This window comes from Escherichia sp. MOD1-EC5433 (genome assembly GCF_002966005.1).
Taxonomy (GTDB): Bacteria; Pseudomonadota; Gammaproteobacteria; order Enterobacterales; family Enterobacteriaceae; genus Escherichia; species Escherichia ruysiae.
The window spans coordinates 85151-103622 of sequence record NZ_PTRL01000004.1; the positions used below are offsets into that span (position 1 = coordinate 85151).

11 protein-coding genes and 2 pseudogenes are annotated in these 18472 nt (G+C 47.9%); 7 read left to right on the forward strand and 6 right to left on the reverse strand.

Going from position 1 to position 18472, the window contains the following annotated elements:
* Nucleotides 1–648: 648 nt before the first annotated feature.
* Nucleotides 649–5532 carry an invasin domain 3-containing protein gene (locus tag C3D30_RS09590; RefSeq protein WP_105286809.1) on the forward strand — a complete coding sequence of 1628 codons (4884 nt, stop codon included), beginning with the start codon at nucleotides 649–651 and terminating at the stop codon, nucleotides 5530–5532.
* A gap of 141 nt (nucleotides 5533–5673) precedes the next feature.
* On the opposite strand, the gene C3D30_RS09595 is transcribed toward C3D30_RS09590, so the two are convergent.
* A complete protein-coding gene (locus C3D30_RS09595; protein WP_016158263.1) occupies nucleotides 5674–6531 on the reverse strand; it encodes a helix-turn-helix domain-containing protein in 858 nt (285 codons plus the stop codon).
* Between the two features lie 310 nt (nucleotides 6532–6841).
* On the opposite strand from C3D30_RS09595, the pseudogene C3D30_RS09600 reads away from it, so the two are divergent.
* The 3 genes and pseudogenes from C3D30_RS09600 to C3D30_RS20830 form a co-directional block, all read left to right on the forward strand.
* A pseudogene (locus tag C3D30_RS09600) lies at nucleotides 6842–7504 on the forward strand (ISNCY family transposase); the annotation flags it as partial.
* 464 nt (nucleotides 7505–7968) lie between these two features.
* The gene (locus C3D30_RS09610; protein WP_353616341.1) at nucleotides 7969–8280 is read left to right on the forward strand and encodes a helix-turn-helix domain-containing protein; all 312 of its coding nucleotides are present in this window, start codon (nucleotides 7969–7971) and stop codon (nucleotides 8278–8280) included.
* Nucleotides 8202–8714, forward strand: a pseudogene (locus C3D30_RS20830) (ISNCY family transposase); the annotation flags it as partial. The gene C3D30_RS09610 and the pseudogene C3D30_RS20830, both read left to right, overlap by 79 nt.
* 142 nt (nucleotides 8715–8856) lie before the next feature.
* On the opposite strand, the gene C3D30_RS09620 reads toward C3D30_RS20830, so the two are convergent.
* Nucleotides 8857–10050 carry an MFS transporter gene (locus C3D30_RS09620; protein ID WP_105286812.1) on the reverse strand — a complete coding sequence of 398 codons (1194 nt, stop codon included), beginning with the start codon at nucleotides 10048–10050 and terminating at the stop codon, nucleotides 8857–8859.
* Nucleotides 10051–10227: 177 nt separating this feature from the next.
* A complete protein-coding gene (locus C3D30_RS09625) occupies nucleotides 10228–11364 on the reverse strand; it encodes an alpha/beta hydrolase (protein ID WP_010350796.1) in 1137 nt (378 codons plus the stop codon).
* A 173-nt stretch (nucleotides 11365–11537) separates the two neighbouring features.
* On the opposite strand from C3D30_RS09625, the gene C3D30_RS09630 reads away from it, so the two are divergent.
* Entirely contained in the window at nucleotides 11538–12422 is an 885-nt protein-coding gene (locus tag C3D30_RS09630) for a LysR family transcriptional regulator (RefSeq protein ID WP_001119030.1), read from the forward strand.
* Between the two features lie 463 nt (nucleotides 12423–12885).
* A complete protein-coding gene (locus C3D30_RS09635; protein WP_105282835.1) occupies nucleotides 12886–13326 on the forward strand; it encodes a GNAT family N-acetyltransferase in 441 nt (146 codons plus the stop codon).
* 146 nt (nucleotides 13327–13472) lie between these two features.
* Here C3D30_RS09635 and C3D30_RS09640 read toward each other — a convergent pair whose 3' ends face one another.
* On the reverse strand, nucleotides 13473–14426 hold the full coding sequence (locus C3D30_RS09640) for a hypothetical protein (protein WP_000197007.1): 954 nt from the start codon (nucleotides 14424–14426) through the stop codon (nucleotides 13473–13475).
* Nucleotides 14427–14805: 379 nt separating this feature from the next.
* On the opposite strand from C3D30_RS09640, the gene tam reads away from it, so the two are divergent.
* Complete coding sequence (tam, locus tag C3D30_RS09645; protein ID WP_105286813.1) at nucleotides 14806–15564, forward strand: trans-aconitate 2-methyltransferase; 759 nt, start codon at nucleotides 14806–14808, stop codon at nucleotides 15562–15564.
* A gap of 3 nt (nucleotides 15565–15567) precedes the next feature.
* Here the strand turns inward: tam and C3D30_RS09650 are convergent, their stop codons facing one another.
* Both C3D30_RS09650 and uxaB read right to left on the reverse strand, forming a co-directional pair.
* Nucleotides 15568–16482: a bestrophin family protein gene (locus C3D30_RS09650; protein WP_105286814.1), complete on the reverse strand. Its 915-nt coding sequence runs from the start codon at nucleotides 16480–16482 to the stop codon at nucleotides 15568–15570.
* A gap of 322 nt (nucleotides 16483–16804) precedes the next feature.
* Entirely contained in the window at nucleotides 16805–18256 is a 1452-nt protein-coding gene (uxaB, locus tag C3D30_RS09655; protein WP_105286815.1) for a tagaturonate reductase, read from the reverse strand.
* Between the last annotated feature and the right edge of the window lie 216 nt (nucleotides 18257–18472).

Sequence of the window (18472 nt, forward strand, 5' to 3'; positions counted from 1 at the left end):
TTATTTTTCTGTGATTTTCCTACGCAACATGATTATCACATAAAAATCAGCCAGTAAAATATCATTATTCGCCCTCATTAATTTATGAAAGCGGTGGATAATATTGTCAAATAACAAAGGTTATTACTGGAATCTCAGCCAACCATGTTAACGAGTGATTTTTATTTCTACAGCCATAGTCCAGTATAGATGTGCGCAGATAATAACGATGCGGAAAATTAAGTAATATCTATAAGATATTTCCTGGTCGAAGATCACATGACTATAAATGAGGATTGACATACCACCGAAGGCTTATTGACTTATTTTAGCTGTAATGCACCCCATCTACGGAAGGCCAGTTGCGATTACTAAATAATAACTACGCAACCGTAATTTAGTCAGCATCCAATAGAACTTACCCCTTTATATTAACTCTTGCACAAAAAGCTAAATTCATATTTACAAACAAAAATATAATCCCGGCCCTGTCACCAGACGAGTAATTGCAACCACTGAATGTTCAGGGTGGCGATGCGCTTTCTTTCATAAAGGTATTTCCTTTTCTGCGGAAAAGGAAACCGGGAAATATCCGGTTTTTCTGACAAGCAAACGTTTTTATATGCGTTTGCTTATGTTCGTTAATTCGTTCATCAGGAAATTATCTCAATGTCACGTTTTAAAAAAGCTAATAAACAACCACGCTTTCGTTATTCAGCCCTGGCTCACTGCGTGGCGTGGGCAAACATCTCTATTCAGGTTCTTTTTCCACTGGCTGTCACCTTTACGCCGACAATGACGGCGCGAGCGGCTCTGCCTCGTCTAAGTACGGAAAATACTGCGGTTGCTACTGACAATAATGCAGAAAAAAATATCGCGTCGTTTGCCGCGAATGCCGGTAAATTTTTAAGCAGTCAGCCGGATAGCGATGCGACACGCAATTTTGTTACCGGAATGGCCACAGCTAAGGCTACCCAGGAAATCCAGGAGTGGCTTGGAAAATATGGTACGGCGCGTGTCAAATTGAATGCCGATAAAGATTTCTCGCTGAAAGACTCTTCGCTGGAAATGCTTTATCCGATTTATGATACGCCTTCAGATATGCTGTTCACTCAGGGGGCAATACATCGTACCGACGATCGTACTCAGTCAAATATTGGTTTCGGCTGGCGTCATTTTTCAGGCAATGACTGGATGGCGGGGCTGAACACATTTATCGATCATGATTTATCCCGTAGTCATACCCGTATTGGCGTTGGTGCGGAATACTGGCGTGATTATCTGAAACTGAGTGCCAATGGTTATATCCGGGCTTCTGGCTGGAAAAAATCACCAGATATTGAAGATTATCAAGAGCGTCCGGCTAATGGTTGGGATATCCGCGCAGAGGGATATTTACCGGCCTGGCCGCAGCTTGGCGCAAGCCTGATGTATGAACAATATTATGGCGATGAGGTAGGGCTGTTTGGTAAAGATAAGCGCCAGAAAGACCCACATGCCATTTCCGCCGAGGTGAACTATACGCCAGTGCCTCTTCTGACACTGAGTGCAGAGCACAAGCAGGGCAAGAGCGGTCAGAATGACACTCGCTTTGGTCTGGAAGTTAACTACCGGTTTGGCGAGCCTCTGGAGAAACAACTCGATACGGATAGCATTCGCGAGCGTCGGGTACTCGCAGGCAGCCGTTATGATCTGGTTGAACGTAATAACAACATTGTTCTTGAGTATCGCAAAGCTGAGGTGATCCGTATTGCTCTGCCTGATCGTATTGAAGGTAAGGGTGGACAGACGGTTTCGCTTGGTCTTGTAGTCAGCAAAGCAACTCACGGTCTGAAAAATGTGCAATGGGAAGCGCCGTCCTTGCTGGCCGCAGGCGGTAAAATTACCGGTCAGGGTAACCAGTGGCAAGTGACGCTCCCGGCTTATCAGGCAGGCAAAAACAATTATTACGCAATTTCTGCGGTCGCATACGATAACAAAGGCAATGCCTCAAAACGCGTACAGACTGAGGTGGTTATCACCGGGGCAGGTATGAGCGCCGATCGCACTACGTTAACGCTTGACGGTCAGAGCCGTATCCAAATGCTTGCTAACGGGAGTGCGCAAAAGCCGCTGGTTCTGTCTCTGCGAGACGCCGAAGGGCAGCCAATCACGGGTATGAAAGATCAGATCAAAACTGAACTGACGTTTAAACCTGCCGGAAACATCGTAACGCGTGGCATTAAGTCTGCTAAATCACAGGCACAACCAACTCTGGGGGAGATCACCGAAACAGAAGCTGGGGTGTACCAGTCGGTCTTCACCACCGGTACGCAATCAGGTGAAGCAACCATTACGGTGAGCGTTGATGGCATGAGCAAAACCGTCACTGCTGAACTGCGTGCCACTATGATGGATGTGACAAAATCGACTCTGAGTGTGAATGAGCCGTCAGGTGACGAGGTTGCCAATGGTCAGCAATCCTACACGCTGACGCTTACTGCCGTGGATACCGATGGCAACCCTGTGACGGGAGAAGCCAGCCGCCTGCGATTTGTTCCACAGGACAGCAATGGCGTTACCATTGGCAGCATTTCGGAGACAAACCCAGGTGTTTACAGCGCCACGGTTTCTTCGACCCGCGCAGGAAACATTGTTGTGCGTGCTTTTAGCGAGCAGTATCAGTTGGGAACGTTACAACAAACGCTGAAGTTTGTCGCCGGACCGCTTGATACAGCGCATTCAACCATCACCCTGAACCCGGATAAACCGGTAGTTGGTGGCACGCTTACAGCTATCTGGGCAGCAAAAGATGCCTATGACAACCCGGTGACCGGTCTCACTCCAGATACACCGTCATTAACAGGGGCTGCCGCTGCGGGTTCTTCAGTTTCAGGCTGGACGGATAATGGCGATGGGACGTGGACTGCGCAGATTTCTCTGGGTACTACGGCGGGTGAATTAATTGTTATGCCGAAGCTCAACGGCCAGGATGCAGCAGCTAATGCGGCTAAAGTGACCGTGGTAGCTGATGCTTTATCTTCAGGACAGTCGAAAGTATCCGTTGCATCGGATCGCGTAAAAGCAGGGGAAAGCACGACTGTGACGTTTGTGGCAAAAGATGCGCATGGTAACGCAATCAGCGGTCTTTCCCTGTCGACAAGCCTGACGGGAGCTGCGTCTGAAGGGGCGAACGTTTCCAGCTGGAGCGAGCAAGGCGATGGTTCCTATGTCGCTACGCTGACCACCGGCGGAAAGACAGGTGATCTTCGCATTATGCCGTTATTCAACGGCCAGCCAGCTACCACCGACGCCGCGCAGTTGACTGTCGTCGCGGGCGATCAGGCAGTTTCTACTTCAACGCTGACTGTAAAAGATGCCAATCTTGCTATTGAAAGCACAACGGAACTGACTTTCTCCGCCAGAGACCAGTTTGGAAACGCGCTTACCGATATTGACACCGCTAAACTTGGCGCATCGCTTTCCGGTGACGCTGCGTCTGGTAGTTCAGTTACAGGCTGGAGCCATAAAGGCAACGGCGAATACACGGCTGTTCTGCGTTCGGGAACGCGGGCAGGCGCGCTGAACATTATGCCGCAGATCGATGGCAAAAACGCTACAGCACAGGCAACTCCGGTTAACGTTAAAGCGGGGACTATTGCGGTTGACCACTCGGAAATGACCGTATCAAAAACGTCGATTACCGCAGGCGAAAGTATCACGCTGACGCTGACTGTGAAGGATAAATTCGGCAACGCAATCACCGGTATTACACCGGAAACACCGCAATTTGGTGGTGATGCATACAACGTCAACCAGCAGCGTCCATCCGTCAGTCAGTGGACGGAGAAGGGCAATGGAACCTATACGGCGATGCTGACTGCTGGCGCAACGGGAGTTGGTGAGTTAACCATCATGCCGCGCGTTGATGGCGCTGATGCTCTGAAGCAGGCGGTTTCTGTCACCATCGCCGCCGGGGAGATGTCGTTAGTGAACTCCACGCTTGTTGCAGATAATGAAGCCCCGATGATCAAAACGACGACACAATTGACCTTCACGGCGAAGGATGCGAACGGTAACCCTGTAAGTGGTCTGAAACCTGATGCTCCAGAATTTAGTGGCGTAGCCAGCACAGGGACGGAACAACCTTCGGCAGGAGCCTGGACGGAACAAAGCAATGGCACCTATGTTACGACGTTAACCACAGGCTCTGCAGCCGGTCAACTGGTTATCTGGCCCCGAGTGAATGGCAAAGATGCTGCTTCGAAACCGCTACTGCTGAACGTTGTGGGTAACGCTTCTGAGGCTAACATTCACGATATTTCAGTGAATGTTGATAACCAACTGGCTGATGGACAGTCCGCCAACAAGGTTACCCTGACCGTAACGGATTCCTATGGTAACCCGTTGCAGGATCAAACGGTAACACTGACTCTGCCTGAGGGGGTGAGCAGCAAGACGGGGAATACGGTAACAACGAATGCGGCAGGTAAAGCCGATATTGAGCTGATGTCCACCGTTGCCGGGGAACACACAATCACGGCCTCGGTGAATAAAAATCAGAAGACTGCCACGGTGAAGTTCAAAGCGGATGCCAAAACCGGTCAGGCAAGCCTTCAGGTTGATACTGCCGATCAAAAAGCAGCAAACGGCAAAGATGCCTTTACGCTGACGGCAACTGTTGAGGATAAAAACGGCAACCCTGTTCCCGGAACTATGGTCGCCTTTAATCTGCCTCGGGGCGTCACACCGCTTAATGACGAGAGTACCTGGGTGAAGACCAGCGATGAAGGTAAAGCCGAGCTGCGAGTCGTTTCTGTGACTGCGGGAACGTATGCAATCACCGCAACGGCAGGAAATGACCAGATGTCGGATGCGCAGAGCATCACGTTTGTGGCTGACAAGGCTACGGCAACCATCTCGAGTATTGAGGTGATTGGCAACCGCGCACTGGCAGATGGTAAAGCCAAACAGACTTATAAAGTTACGGTTACTGATGCCAATAACAACCTTGTGCAAGGTAGTGAAGTGACGCTGACCGCCAGCCCGACAACGTTAGATCTGGAGCCGAACGGGACTGCAACAACTAATGAGCAAGGGCAGGCTGTATTCACCGCTTCTACCACTAAAGCGGCGATATATACGCTAACAGCGAAAGTGAATCGGACCGACGGTCAGGTATCGACGAAAACTGCCGAATCCAGATTCGTTGCGGATGATAAAAATGCAGTACTTGCTGCATCATCTGATGTAAAAGAACTGGTAGCAGACGGAGTGGCGACCGCAACGCTGGATGTTACTCTAATGTCGGCTGGCAACCCTGTTGGGGGAAATATGTGGGTCGACATTAAGGCTCCGGAAGGCGTGACGGAGAATGATTACCAGTTCTTGCCGTCGAAAGCTGACCATTTCGTGAACGGGAAAATCACGCGTAAATTCAGTACCACTAAGCCAGGGGAATATACATTTACATTCAACACTCTGACGTATGGTGGGTACGAAATGCAGCCTGTGACGGTGACTATTAACGCTGTGAAAGCTGCTACTGAAGAGGGTGAGGAGGTAGTAAAATAATTGTCCCCGGAATGAAAAACTCGCTGTAATAAAGAATAATGGCGTTGACATTCTCAACGCCATTATTCCACTAAATACCTACCCTGATACTGATTAGACGGTAGCAGGGTAGGGTAATCCTCAATGTGACACCGATACAAACTAAGCTGGGCGAACGGGGATAAAAATTTCGCAAACAACATAATTGCTATCCTTTTCTACGAAAGTTTTATCGTAGTAAAATCGCTCAATATCACTGCCGTTGACTCTGACTAACCCCCTCGCTGGCAGTTCTATCAGATAGAGGTTCCGCACCCAGTTAGCGTAGTGCTCCCAATCTCCTTCATAGCGGAAAGATGCATAAAGCCCTCCAGCCGTTATCCATTCCTTTGGCATGTCTGTATCCGCATGGTTGCATACAGTACCGGCGAAAGTTTCAACTGTGAGCAAATCTACCGATTTTGTTGATGGTGTATACGCTGAGACGTAATAGATATCCATCTTCAAATTTTGCAGACACCGGGATAAATGATTACGCCGCAGTTTTGCTTCTTCATCTGGTGGCGTATTAGATAGCTCAATATCATATTTAAATGCATTGCCAAAAATACGTGTTTCAGGAAGATGGATTAATGTGCAATCTGTCTTTTGATGTTGACGCGTTAATAACGGGGGTAAAATATTTGTTAGATCCCAAAAATCACGGTGCCGATATTCTCTGGGAGAACATCCAAACAATTTTTTAAATTCACGACTGAATGACTGCTGTGAATCAAAATGCAAAGAGAGCGCAATATCAAGCATTGATTTAGCAGTAAGTCTGACAAGAATGGCTGCCCGACAAAGTCTTCGTTTGCGGATGTATGCGCCCAGGGGCATGTGCATGTAGTTTCTGAACAGAAGTTGAATATTGCGTCTGCTGTAGCCAGATTTCTGTGCAATATCTTCGATTGAGATAGGGTGATCGAGATTGCACTCAATCCACTCCAGGAGCTGCTGTAAAATCTTCTGCCTGATCATAACATTCTCCATTTATCTTTAGTCACTTTGCACATTTTCCTGGCGACAGTGGCTTTGAGTATATCAAAAACAGAAATACCCGAGGCAAAACGATTGATAGTGCCTGTCGGGTAATGGGGAGGGAGCATGTACATTAAAGCTATGAGGTCGGTACGGTGGTCAGGTGTATGTTGATATCTTGTATTTAACATAATATACATTATGCGCACCAAGGTTGTAGCTCCCATATTCTAATCATTTAGAGATGTCACTTTTTCTGGCATAAAGGATTGAACCTTATTGCCGTGGAGACATCAGGATGCTAGTGACCATGTCAGATAAAGAACTGAACAGGATTAATGTCATTCAGTCGGTTGTCGAAAAGCGCATGCGCCGTCGTGATGCTGCACACCAACTTGCTCTGACCGAACGTCAGACTCAGCGTTTGATGAACCGCTTTCGTGAATCTGGTGCTGCAGGTCTGGCAAACCTTCGACGAGGACGCCCCGGTAATCACAGACTTTCTGAGTCACTGAAGTTGCGAGTACTTTCTTTACTTCACGATAACTACAGTGACTTTGGACCAACGCTTGCCGCAGAAAAATTGCGCGAACGCCATAACATCACGGTGTCTGTTGAAACGCTCAGAAAATGGATGACGGCTGATGGACTCTGGGTCCCATACTCGCGTCGCAAGCCACGTGTTCATCAACCCAGATACCGGCGTGACTGCCTCGAAGAACTTGTTCAGATTGATGGTTCCCCGCATGACTGGTTTGAAGGACGTGCGCCGAAATGCTGCCTGCTCGTCTTTGTTGATGACGCTACTGGCCGCCTGATGCACCTGCGCTTTGGTGAGACTGAATCAGCCTTTGATTACATGATGGCCACTCGTGAGTATCTTGAGCAACACGGCAAACCCCTGGCGTTTTACAGTGATAAGCACGGCATTTTCAGGGTCAATAATGGTGGTTCCACCACGACCGGTGTTACGCATGAACTCGAACGCGATGGTAAGCGTGATCGGAGCAAAAAGATGCCTAAACGACGCGCACAAGCCAGGGTTCAGGAGCAACTCAGGGCAATTAACCCGGTTTTGGCAAATCCCGAGGAATTCAGGGCCAGCCTAAAACGCTGACCCCTGCTCTTTTTTATTCAACTACACAAAAGAGTCAGGACATTGCTTGCTAATTGTTTCAGAAATTTCTCGGATCAGTTCAGCGCACCCAAGAATAAAAGCATTATCTGCTTTGATGAGAGATCTTATCGCTGAAACATCCCCTTCTTCGTAAACTGGAGTGTGGGGAGTTTCAACATCAAATTCAAGAACATTGATCTTGGTTACAAGTTGCCTGTAACTTGCACCATCTCCATGTGCTTCAGCTCTTCATGGATGACGCCACCGGTCGTCTGATGCACCTGCGATTCTGTGATTCAGAAAATGCGTTCGACTACATGATGGCCACCCAGCAATACATTGATAATAAACGTTACCGTGAGCTGGGACCTGCCGGTCTGGTCAGCCAGCGCAGGAGAAAGCCCGGCAACCATCAGTTAAACACTGCCATCAGAGACCAGACCCTGCAGTTTATTCGCACACGTGGTCGGGGGATGAATCCGTCTGCAATCTGGCGAATTCTGACCACAGAATACGGTGTCCGGATTTCAAAAGAGACCGTGCGGAAAATGATGATTACAACCGGCGCTTTGCGAAATCGCCTCGGCATGACTTTGATGTTCACCGGCCACTTGAAACTGATGATGATCTAGCCGCATCTTTCACATGGCGGGAACTGCGACGTGTTTCAAAATCTTTAACGGTGCAGTACTTTATCTGATTGAAGATAATGAGATGAGTTAAGCCGCAGGGCTATCGGGAAATATATCGAGGTCTGGCATTACCCGGAAGGTCGTAAAGAACTCTGCCTTAACGGTGAAGCTCTTCCCTACTCCACCTATGATCGGCTCCAGGAAATCGACCAGGGGGCTATCGTGGACAACAAACGACTCGGACGTACCCTTGAATTTATCAAACTGTTTCAGGATAAACGCGATAATAACCGTTCACAGGCACTCCCTGCCGGTGATGGCCCAGAAAACCAGGCGAAAAGAAATCGCAACGTTCACTGAATGGTGACGATATGCTTGATGCGTTGAAGACGTTACAGTCCCGTTCTGAAGAAATTTTCGGTACAAGGAAATGACGAAGCTCTGAAGGCAGACATAATCCCACCCTTCACAGAACTGAATTGCCAGAGACATTAATGTCCGCTTTGAGCGAGGAGCGGTCATTAGCCCCTCAGCCGTATGCCTTAAAGAGCGTACGCCAGAAATAAAAGGATTGCGCTACTGCGCATTCCTACTTTGACGGGATGTGACCCATGTCATCGCCACCGCACCCAGAAGTAACAAACCACTTAAACCAAAAGCACTTCTCCATCCCAGACTGTCGAATACCAGACCTCCAGCCGTTGAACCAAGTGCAATAGATAGCTGAATCACCGCAACCATGAGGCCTCCCCCCGTCTCTGCATCTTCGGGTAACGCACGTGCTATCCATGTCCACCACCCCGTTGGCGCAGCCGTTGCAAGTAGCCCCCACAGGCTGAGTAAAACGGCAACAGCCCAGATGTGGTGTCCGACCAGCAGTAACGCACCGGTAATCGCTGCCATAAGCAACGGGATCATGATTAATGTCTTATAAAATATGGTGTTCAGGAATGTTGAGACGAGCATTGTGCCGACAAAACCTGCTACACCTATTGCGAGCAAAATCAGAGAAAGATCAGAAGCTCCCACTCTGGTGACGCTTTCCAGAAAGGGGCGCACGTAGGTAAATAAAGCAAACTGTCCCATAAAGAAGAGCCCACAGGCCAGCAGTCCCGTTGGTACGATGGCGACACTGAACAGACGAAGCACAGACCCCTGTGGTTTATGTGTTTTATCGCTTTCCATCGAAGGCAGGCTGATCCATTGCCAGATGAACGCAGCCATCGCAAGGGGGACCAGACATAAAAAGGTGCCACGCCAACCGATGGTTGTCCCCAGATAGCTACCAAGCGGCGCAGCCACAACGGTGGCCAGCGCGTTGCCGCCGTTAAAAATTGCCAGTGCGCGGGGGACCTGGTGCTGCGGCACGAGCCGAATGGCGGTTGCAGCCGACATTGACCAGAATCCTCCGATGACGACGCCAATCAGAGCCCTCCCCAGCATATAAACCGGATAGTTAGGCGCTATGGTGATAACTATTCCCGATATGGCCATTAAGACCGTCAGCCCCAGCAGAAGATATTTTCGATTCAGGTCTCCGACAATACGGGAGATAGTCAGACTGGTAAGCACCGCCAGCGCGCCAGACACAGCAATTCCTTGCCCTGCCAGCCCTTCGGTAACGTGTAAATCATGGGCAATGAGCGTAAGCAGGCTGACTGGCATAAACTCAGAAGCGATCAGCACAAACACGCAAAGCGTCATGGCAAATACGCCGCTCCAGTATGCATGCGTTTTTTCGTATGATTGTTTTAGACTTATAGTGAACATTATTAGCATCCCTTAATATCGAACCAGCCAGATTCAGGCGCAGTCGGGTCAGAAGTTATTCAGGGAATAACGACATAATAGTTGGGTGAGAATAGAGGGCGATGTGGCATATTCTGCATCACATCAGGCAGTTAAAAGCCACCCGTTTACGACAGGTGGCCTGGTAAACCTTTCGGGTTATCTTAAGTTTGCCTTGAAAAATTGCTCAAATTTGGCAAATGGGATCTTACCCGCAACGTTGTCATACAGATCAACATGGTTTGCCCCGGGAACAATCACTAACTCTTTCTCTTTGCTGCCGATCGCGTTAAAGGCATCTTCAGCAAAATAGCGTGAATGGGCTTTTTCGCCGGTCACGATGAGTGTAGGGATAGTAACTTCATTAGCGTAACTCAGCAGCGGCATATTCATAAATGACAGCGGCATGGTTGCATTCCAGGCACCGGTTGAGTTGACCGAACGCGCATGGAAACCACGCGGCATGCGGTAATAATCAAAGAACTCTTTCAATACCGGATTAGGATTCGTGGGCAGAGTTTCCGGTAAAATACGATCGGAAGCGGTGACGTTGCCCTTCTCATCAACGTAAATGTCATGCCCGCCTGGCGCGAAAGCGCCATTTTCCGCATCCTTCCAGCGCTGCATGTTCAGATACTGCAATACGGCACGACGATCGGCAGTGGTATAGCGGTCTTTGCCATCGCCCACGCCATGACCCATTGCACGGCTCATGTCATACATCACGCTGCTCGCCACCGCCTTGACACGCGTGTCCATCGCAGCGTCGTTTAAAGCCATGCCGCCCCATCCGCAGATACCGAGCAACCCGATACGGTTGCGATCCACCTCTTTTTGCAGGCCTAAGAAATCAACCGCCGCGCTGAAATCCTCGGTGTTGATATCCGGAGATGCGACGTTTCGCGGGTAGCCGCCGCTTTCACCCGTGTATGAAGGGTCGAAAGCCAGAGTGACAAATCCCTGTTCAGCCAGCGTCTGCGCATACAGGCCGCTGGATTGCTCTTTCACCGCCCCGAAGGGGCCACTAACAGCAATAGCGGCCAGCTTGCGATCTCCACGATCCTTCGGTATGTAGAGATCCCCGACTAAGGTGATCCCGTACCGGTTCGGAAAGGTCACCTTACGGTGATCAACTTTCGTGCTCTCAGCAAAAGTTTTATCCCATTTCTCAACCAGCGAAACGGGCGCGTTCGGATTGGTTGTATCAGCGTAACTCATATTTGTGACTCCACTTAATGATGCGCATAACAGCATGGCGGGTATCGCAGCTGTCAATTTTTGGGTGAAAGCAGTCATCAAAATCCCCTTCATAAAATGTGCCAGATACTGGTTTCATACGGCCAACGCTGCCGTGCTTTGTTGCAACGCGCATATTATAGTTAGCACTAATAGTGCTGATTAGAGGGTAAATAATGCTAAGATTAATACCATATTGTTCTGAATTGTGATGCAGCAGCAGAGGAAGAATGATGGCGAAAAGGGAAAACTATAACGATCTCTATCTGTTTATGCAGGTCGTGCGAGAAGGGAGTTTTACCGCCGCCGCACAGAGGCTTGGTCTGGCGCAGTCAGGAATTAGCCGTGCAGTGCGCGAGCTGGAAGAACGACTGGGCGTGCAGCTTCTGGTACGCACCACGCGCAAGCTATCGCTCACCCATGCTGGCGAGTTGCTCTATAAAAACGTCGAATCTGGATTTGACGCCTTAGATATGGGGCTTGCCACGCTGGCCCATTATCGCCATACACCATCGGGTACGGTCCGTATTAATGCCAGCCAGCACGCCATTGACAAAGTACTGCTGCCGAAGCTGGCGGTGTTTAAACAACGCTACCCGGATATTCGGCTGGAGCTCATCAGTGAAAGCCGGTTTGTCGATATTATTACTGAACGCTTCGATGCCGGTATACGTCTGGGCTCGGAAGTGGATAGCGGTATGGTCGCGGTGCGTATTTCGCCCGATATGGAGATGGCCGTTGTCGGCACACCCGAGCACTTTCGTCGCTACGGATTTCCGCAAACCCCCACCGATTTAGTGGGTCATCCCTGCATCGCTTACCAGTTCGGCGACGGCAGCCTGTATGCCTGGGAACTCAATCAGGACGGTAAAAAGATCACCCATCAGCCTCAGGGACAATGGGCCTTTGCTGACAGTTATATGGAAGCCAAAGCCGCGAGGCTAGGTCTGGGACTGGCTTATGTTCCGGAGGAATTGGTGTCTGATGATATAGAACAGGGGGCGCTGATCAGAGTTTTGCAATGCTACAGCCAACGCCTGGAAGGTTCATATATCTATTATCCGCACAGAAATGTGTCACCCGCTCTACGAGCGGTTATCGATACATTGAGAATTTAAGGGATGAAGATGAGATGATTCGCAGGCCTGGGTAATAGTTGGAAAACAACGTCCGTTCCTGGCACACAGCGGACATTTCAGCTTTACCCTGCCCCGGACATCTGAACTTAGCTTTGACATAGATTGTAGAGGCTAAATTGAGATGTCCATTTCTGGCAAATATAGCCATGTCCGCGCTACAGTCTCACCACTGCTTTCAAAGGATGAGACTCATAACTACACTCGGAACTGAGTTTTTCTCAATGACCGATGTTAATCAACTCAGGCTCTTACAGGACGTGTTTGGTTCCACGCAGGCTTCGCGCCCCCAAAATTCAGCAGCCAAGGATCGACATGCTTGTACTGGTGAGCTCATTCAGCAACATTGTGCGTCCATCAGTTGAATTCACAGCGAAAAGCAACCCTGGCAACTTTAGAGAGATTTGGATATTTTTACTTAACTCTTCTGACAAAGGTTATGGCAATGGTCTTAATCAGGACTCCTGAATTAAAAGATATACCATCTCTACAAAAGCTCTTTCTGCAATTGGGTTATCAGACAGATGTAGAACGCTTAGAAAATCATATTAACCAGAAGCATCCCAGTCTTAGCATTTTGGTTGCTGAAACAGAAAAGGAACTCTGTGGGGTTATTGTGATGAATTTTATCACCCCTGTACATGAAAACGGCTTGTGGGCATTAATTTCAGCTCTGGTCATAGATGAATCGTCGCGAGGTACAGGGATCGGACAAAAGCTTCTCATTGCCTCTGAAAAAATCGCACTGGATCAGGGATGTTCTCAGATTGAACTTTCAAGCAGTGAACGTCGAGTCAGAGCACACAAGTTTTATGAAAGCAACGGTTACCTGGAAGTGAGGAAGCGTTTTGTTAAGCATCTCGCAGACATGCCCATTGTTAAATAACTCTCCCGCGAGGTTTGCAATGTCTGATCCTGATTCCGTGCGCAAGCTGATTATTATGACCACTTCGTAAGTTGTGCCACCTGGTGTATATCACCTGACTTGATGTACACCAGGTATTCTACAGCAGTAAATCCAGTTCTTCAGGGTCAAGCCCCCTTCCCCATAATTGTATTTCTTTTCAATTTAATTGCATTCCTCAGTTCGAGGTTGAATTTAGCCTCGTCAATAAGTTTGTCCTTAAGCTCCTGTGCAATTCGCTTTAATTCCGTAAACGCAAGCGGCTTTTGCCCATGTAAGAATTGAACACCAGAACGTTCATAATACTTATCAATATGTTTTAACCTGTATTTTGCTAATTTTCTTATTTCACCTATAGAGCCCTGTTGTCCATTGTCTATTAGTCGGTTGATTGTATACTCAACAAACTCTTTTTTATCTTTTCCGAAATAACTCAAGACCAACGGAAGTAAAAAGCTTTGCATACAGATATCATATGAGAAAACCATAGAAAAATCGGCACCTAAAAGATCACAAGCCCCATCGAAATCATTATATAAAAAGATATAACGGTAAAAATCTTTAAACCTGCTAATTATACTTGCGTCAGTAACTTTGTTTGCGCCAATATAGCAGCCATAAGGACTTCCTTTTGCAAACTCTATATTTTCTGTTGATTTGAAACTGTCACATCCCGCGACAATGGCTAGTAGGTTATTCATGGTATGTTTGTTTATCATTAAAAATAAATCATTCATCTCCCCCCAGGAGATATACTTTTTAATTCCAGGGAAAAACATCCCTTCCTCAGGTGAACCATGACACTCAAAATGCACTATAGGAATTAACCCTTTTTTTATGACTCCTTTTTCCAGTTCTTTAAAGAAAGAATTCAGCATGGGGATATTATGTATCTTAACAAAAACAATAGGAATTGGCACTTTCAGACTTGATATGGATTTAAATAGTTTTGAGGCGGTATTACTTTTAAGCGTTATATCATCTGGTTTATTATTGATTTTGATATCACTCGGGGAATCAAGATCTTCATCACCTAAAACATCAATGATGTATAAAATGTTGAATGCAAATTTTCTCGTCATATTTTATATCTCTATATCCGATAGAGTTAGTGTCCAAAATGCCATGATTACACAGAAACTCCTTCAAATCTGGCTCCTGCCCTAAGGATATCAAAAAAAAGCCACTGTGGAATTATTCCCTTCATGGATATTTAGCTGGCAAGTATTAAAATTAGATATTGAATATTCTGTATGTTAATAGATTCATATAAAATCAACAAAAAGCTTAATATATGGATTTTATTTGTTTTAAAGTGGTTGTAATTAAAATTTACGCCTGGCTACATTTGAGTTAATCACGTAGGCCACGTACAAAGCGCGTGTTCAATGGATTGATGACGTGAGGCGAATCCATCAGTTTTATCTACACTTGGGATAATGCGCTGACGGGAGTAAAAAAATGGCTGACTGGAACCCCTCTTTATATCTGCACTTCAACGCCGAACGGTCACGACCGACGGTAGAACTGCTTGCCAGAGTCCCTCTGGAAAACGCCAGGGAAATAGCTGATCTTGGCTGTGGCCCAGGCAATAGCACCGCCCTGCTACATCAACGTTGGCCAACGGCTAAAATTACCGGCATTGATTCGTCTCCGGCGATGATTGCCGAAGCGCGCGCAATTTTACCAGAATGTCAGTTTGTGGAAGCAGACATCCGCAATTGGCAACCGAACCATGCACTCGATCTGATTTTTGCCAATGCCTCACTGCAATGGCTGCCCGAACACTATGAGCTATTTCCGCATCTGGTATCGTTACTCAATCCGCATGGCGTGTTGGCGGTGCAAATGCCGGACAACTGGCTGGAGCCGACGCATGTGTTAATGCGCGAAGTCGCCTGGGAGCAGCATTATCCGGATCGTGGACGCGAACCGCTGGCAGGCGTTCATGCTTACTACGATATTCTGAGCGAAGCCGGATGTGAGGTTGATATCTGGCGAACCACCTACTATCACCAGATGCCGTCGCACCAGGCGATTATTGACTGGGTGACAGCCACCGGATTACGCCCATGGTTGCAGGATCTGACGGAGAGTGAGCAGCAGCATTTTCTTACGCGCTACCATCAGATGCTGGAAGAACAGTATCCACTGCAGGAGAACGGGCAGATACTGTTGGCATTTCCGCGTCTGTTTATTGTTGCCCGGCGCAAGGAGTAATTATTACGTCAGCTGGTAATGGCGATCGGGAAGAATCTTCGGCGGAATTTCTGTTTCGTCGTTCATCTGTAACAGGTCAATTTCAATAGCGTTGCAGATGGCATCCAACGGTAAATCATTGTTTTCAGTACCGAACGGATCTTCCAGCTCTTCCGCCAGACAATCCAGCGAAATAAAGGTGTAGGAAATTAGCACAGAGATAAAAGGCGTCATGTAATGCAGATCCACCACAAGGGCGAATGGTAGCATGATGCAAAAAAGATAAACGGTGCGATGCAAAATCAGGGTGTAAGCAAAGGGAATTGGTGTATATGCAATACGCTCGCACCCTGCCAGTACCGCAGAAATATCATTAAGACGCTCGTTCAGACTAATAAACAGAATGTCAGAAAGTAGCCCGTTCCGCCGCTGAACGGCTAACCACTCACCCATTATCAATAAAATACGGTTAGCTGGAGAGTTGGAAGCCAGTACTCGCTGAAGATCTCCAGTATTAAGATAATATGCCAGCACTTCCGCCTGTGGCTGTTTGCGTAATGTCATGCGTAAACAGTGGGCGAAGGCGATTTGTAGCTGGGCAAACTCCTTTACACTTGCCGAATCAGGCAATGTCGTTTTTACCTCACGCAGTAACGACCGTGAGGCAATCATCAACTGCCCCCAAAGTTTGCGCGCTTCAACATAACGGGCGTACCCCGCGTTATTACGAAACCCCAGAAAGATGGCGATAGCAACCCCGAGAATGCTGAACGGCGCGAGGGTAAATTTGATGCCCAAATGCGTATACCAGGGCAGCATGAAAATAACCGTGATAGAAAAGAGAAAGTTTAGTAGCAAGCGCGATGATATTTTGGATAATACTGAACCGTGCCAGACAAAAATACGGCGCAGCCAGTGTTGTTGTGGGCGAACAATCATGATTATCTTCAGGCGTGGAAAAGTCGCTCTATTAAACGTGATTGTGATCACATTCTCAAGTCCCTAATTACAAATTACCTACAAGACTACAACATTCACAGGTGCTACATTTAGCACCTGTTTATATTAAAGCATATAGGATGTTGTAACTAATATGGAATGCTAAGAAACCCGGTCGAAACCGGGTTCAGTGATTGTGCCGTTAATTGTCTGATGCGCTACGCTTATCAGGGCTACAACTAACTGAAACCATATAGTTAGTTGGTAAATCATGCTGGATGCGGTGTATAGGCCTTATCCAGCATACAAAATAATGCAAGGATCAGCACAACGGACGTACAGCTTCGCGCATCCCTTTTTCCAGAATCGCTTCCAGGTCATTAGCAACCTGCTCGACCAGACCAGGCACTTGCGTCAGATCCTGCTCCCAGTGATCTTTTTCTGCCAACACAATCGCAACCAGTTCCTGGGTGCCGATAACACGGTCACGATGCTGGCTCCAGAGTTGTTGATAACGTTCCAGCCAGTGCGCATCGTCCTGTACCGGATACGTTTCTCCGTTACGCTCTCCGCGATAGAACGCAATCAATGCCGCTAATGCGAAAGTGAGGCGCGCCGGAAGTGTGCCGTTTTCCTTCTGCCCTGCCAGCAACTGCGGCAGGATGCGGGTGCGGAACTTGGTCATACCGTTGAGCGCGATAGACAGCAGCTGATGCTTAATGTACGGGTTACGGAAACGCCCGGTGACGGCACTGGCGAAAGATTCCAGTTCATCACGTGGCAGATCCAGCACCGGAATAATCTCTTCGTAAATCGCTTTTTCAACGAATGCGCAAATTTCAGCATCGTTCATCGCTTCGCCAACGGTATCCAGCCCTGCCTGGAACGCAACCGGCACCAGCGCGGTATGTGCACCGTTAAGGATTGCTACTTTGCGCTCTTTATACGGTTTAATATCGTCAACAATCAGCACGTTAAGCGGATATTTATCCAGACGCAGTTCAGTCGCTAAGGATTTCGGCCCCTGAATCACAAACAGGTAAAAGTGTTCAGCGGTGTCGAGGAAACCATCGTGATAGCCGAGTTCAGCTTCCAGTTTAGCCACTTCATCACGCGGATAACCGGTAACGATGCGGTCCACCAGCGTAGAACAGAAACTGTTAGCCTGATCCAGCCATTGAATAAATGCTTCTGGCAGTGCCCATTCTTGTGCGTAGCGCAGCACCAGTTCACGCAACGCGTCGCCGTTGTAGTCGATCAGCTCGCACGGAATGATGATCCAACCTTTATCCAGCGCACCGTTGAAATGGCTGAAACGTTCGAACAGCAGACGCGTCAGTTTGGCCGGATAGCTTACCGCTGGCGCATCATCAAATTTGTCGCCCGCATGATAGCTAATACCCGCTTCTGTGGTGTTGGAAAAGACGAAGCGCATTTCCGGATTATGCGCAAGTTTCAGGAATTCATCGTAGTCACCGTAGACGCTGATTTCACGGTTTACAGAACGAATCAGACGCGCATCGCTGACCGCTTCTCCCTTCTCATTCAGGCCACGAATAATGGTAGTATACAGACCATCCTGCGTGCTCAGTGACGGCGGGAATGAAGTTTCAATCGGACGAACAACGACCACGCCAGAATTCAGGTCGGTGTGTTCATTCAGGAGATCAATTTGCCAGTCAACAAAGGCGCGCAGAAAGTTACCTTCACCAAACTGAATGATTCGTTCTGGATACTGTGCACCGGGAAAATCGCGACGATTTAGTGTTTTCACAATGGGTTCCCTTTTGATTAGTCATACAACCTGTTTGAATTGGTACGACAGGTTAGCAAACTTTAATACACTGAACCCCTGTTTTGATCAACTCGTGATGATTAATTAGCAGGTTTAAGATAAAAATGTGGCGCGGATCATGGTTCCATCGAGGATTTTCCTCTTTCTCCAGTCGGCAGAGTGGTAGAACACATTACGCTAAAACCGTGACAAAAT

Excerpts from the sequence above, each read along its gene's own strand:
- C3D30_RS09590 (WP_105286809.1), top strand. The coding sequence starts at position 649 with ATGTCACGTTTTAAAAAAGCTAATAAACAACCACGCTTTCGTTATTCA.
- C3D30_RS09595 (WP_016158263.1), bottom strand. The coding sequence starts at position 6,531 with ATGATCAGGCAGAAGATTTTACAGCAGCTCCTGGAGTGGATTGAGTGC.
- C3D30_RS09610 (WP_353616341.1), top strand. The coding sequence starts at position 7,969 with ATGGCCACCCAGCAATACATTGATAATAAACGTTACCGTGAGCTGGGA.
- C3D30_RS09620 (WP_105286812.1), bottom strand. The coding sequence starts at position 10,050 with ATGTTCACTATAAGTCTAAAACAATCATACGAAAAAACGCATGCATAC.
- C3D30_RS09625 (WP_010350796.1), bottom strand. The coding sequence starts at position 11,364 with ATGACTGCTTTCACCCAAAAATTGACAGCTGCGATACCCGCCATGCTG.
- C3D30_RS09630 (WP_001119030.1), top strand. The coding sequence starts at position 11,538 with ATGGCGAAAAGGGAAAACTATAACGATCTCTATCTGTTTATGCAGGTC.
- C3D30_RS09635 (WP_105282835.1), top strand. The coding sequence starts at position 12,886 with ATGGTCTTAATCAGGACTCCTGAATTAAAAGATATACCATCTCTACAA.
- C3D30_RS09640 (WP_000197007.1), bottom strand. The coding sequence starts at position 14,426 with ATGACGAGAAAATTTGCATTCAACATTTTATACATCATTGATGTTTTA.
- tam (WP_105286813.1), top strand. The coding sequence starts at position 14,806 with ATGGCTGACTGGAACCCCTCTTTATATCTGCACTTCAACGCCGAACGG.
- C3D30_RS09650 (WP_105286814.1), bottom strand. The coding sequence starts at position 16,482 with ATGATTGTTCGCCCACAACAACACTGGCTGCGCCGTATTTTTGTCTGG.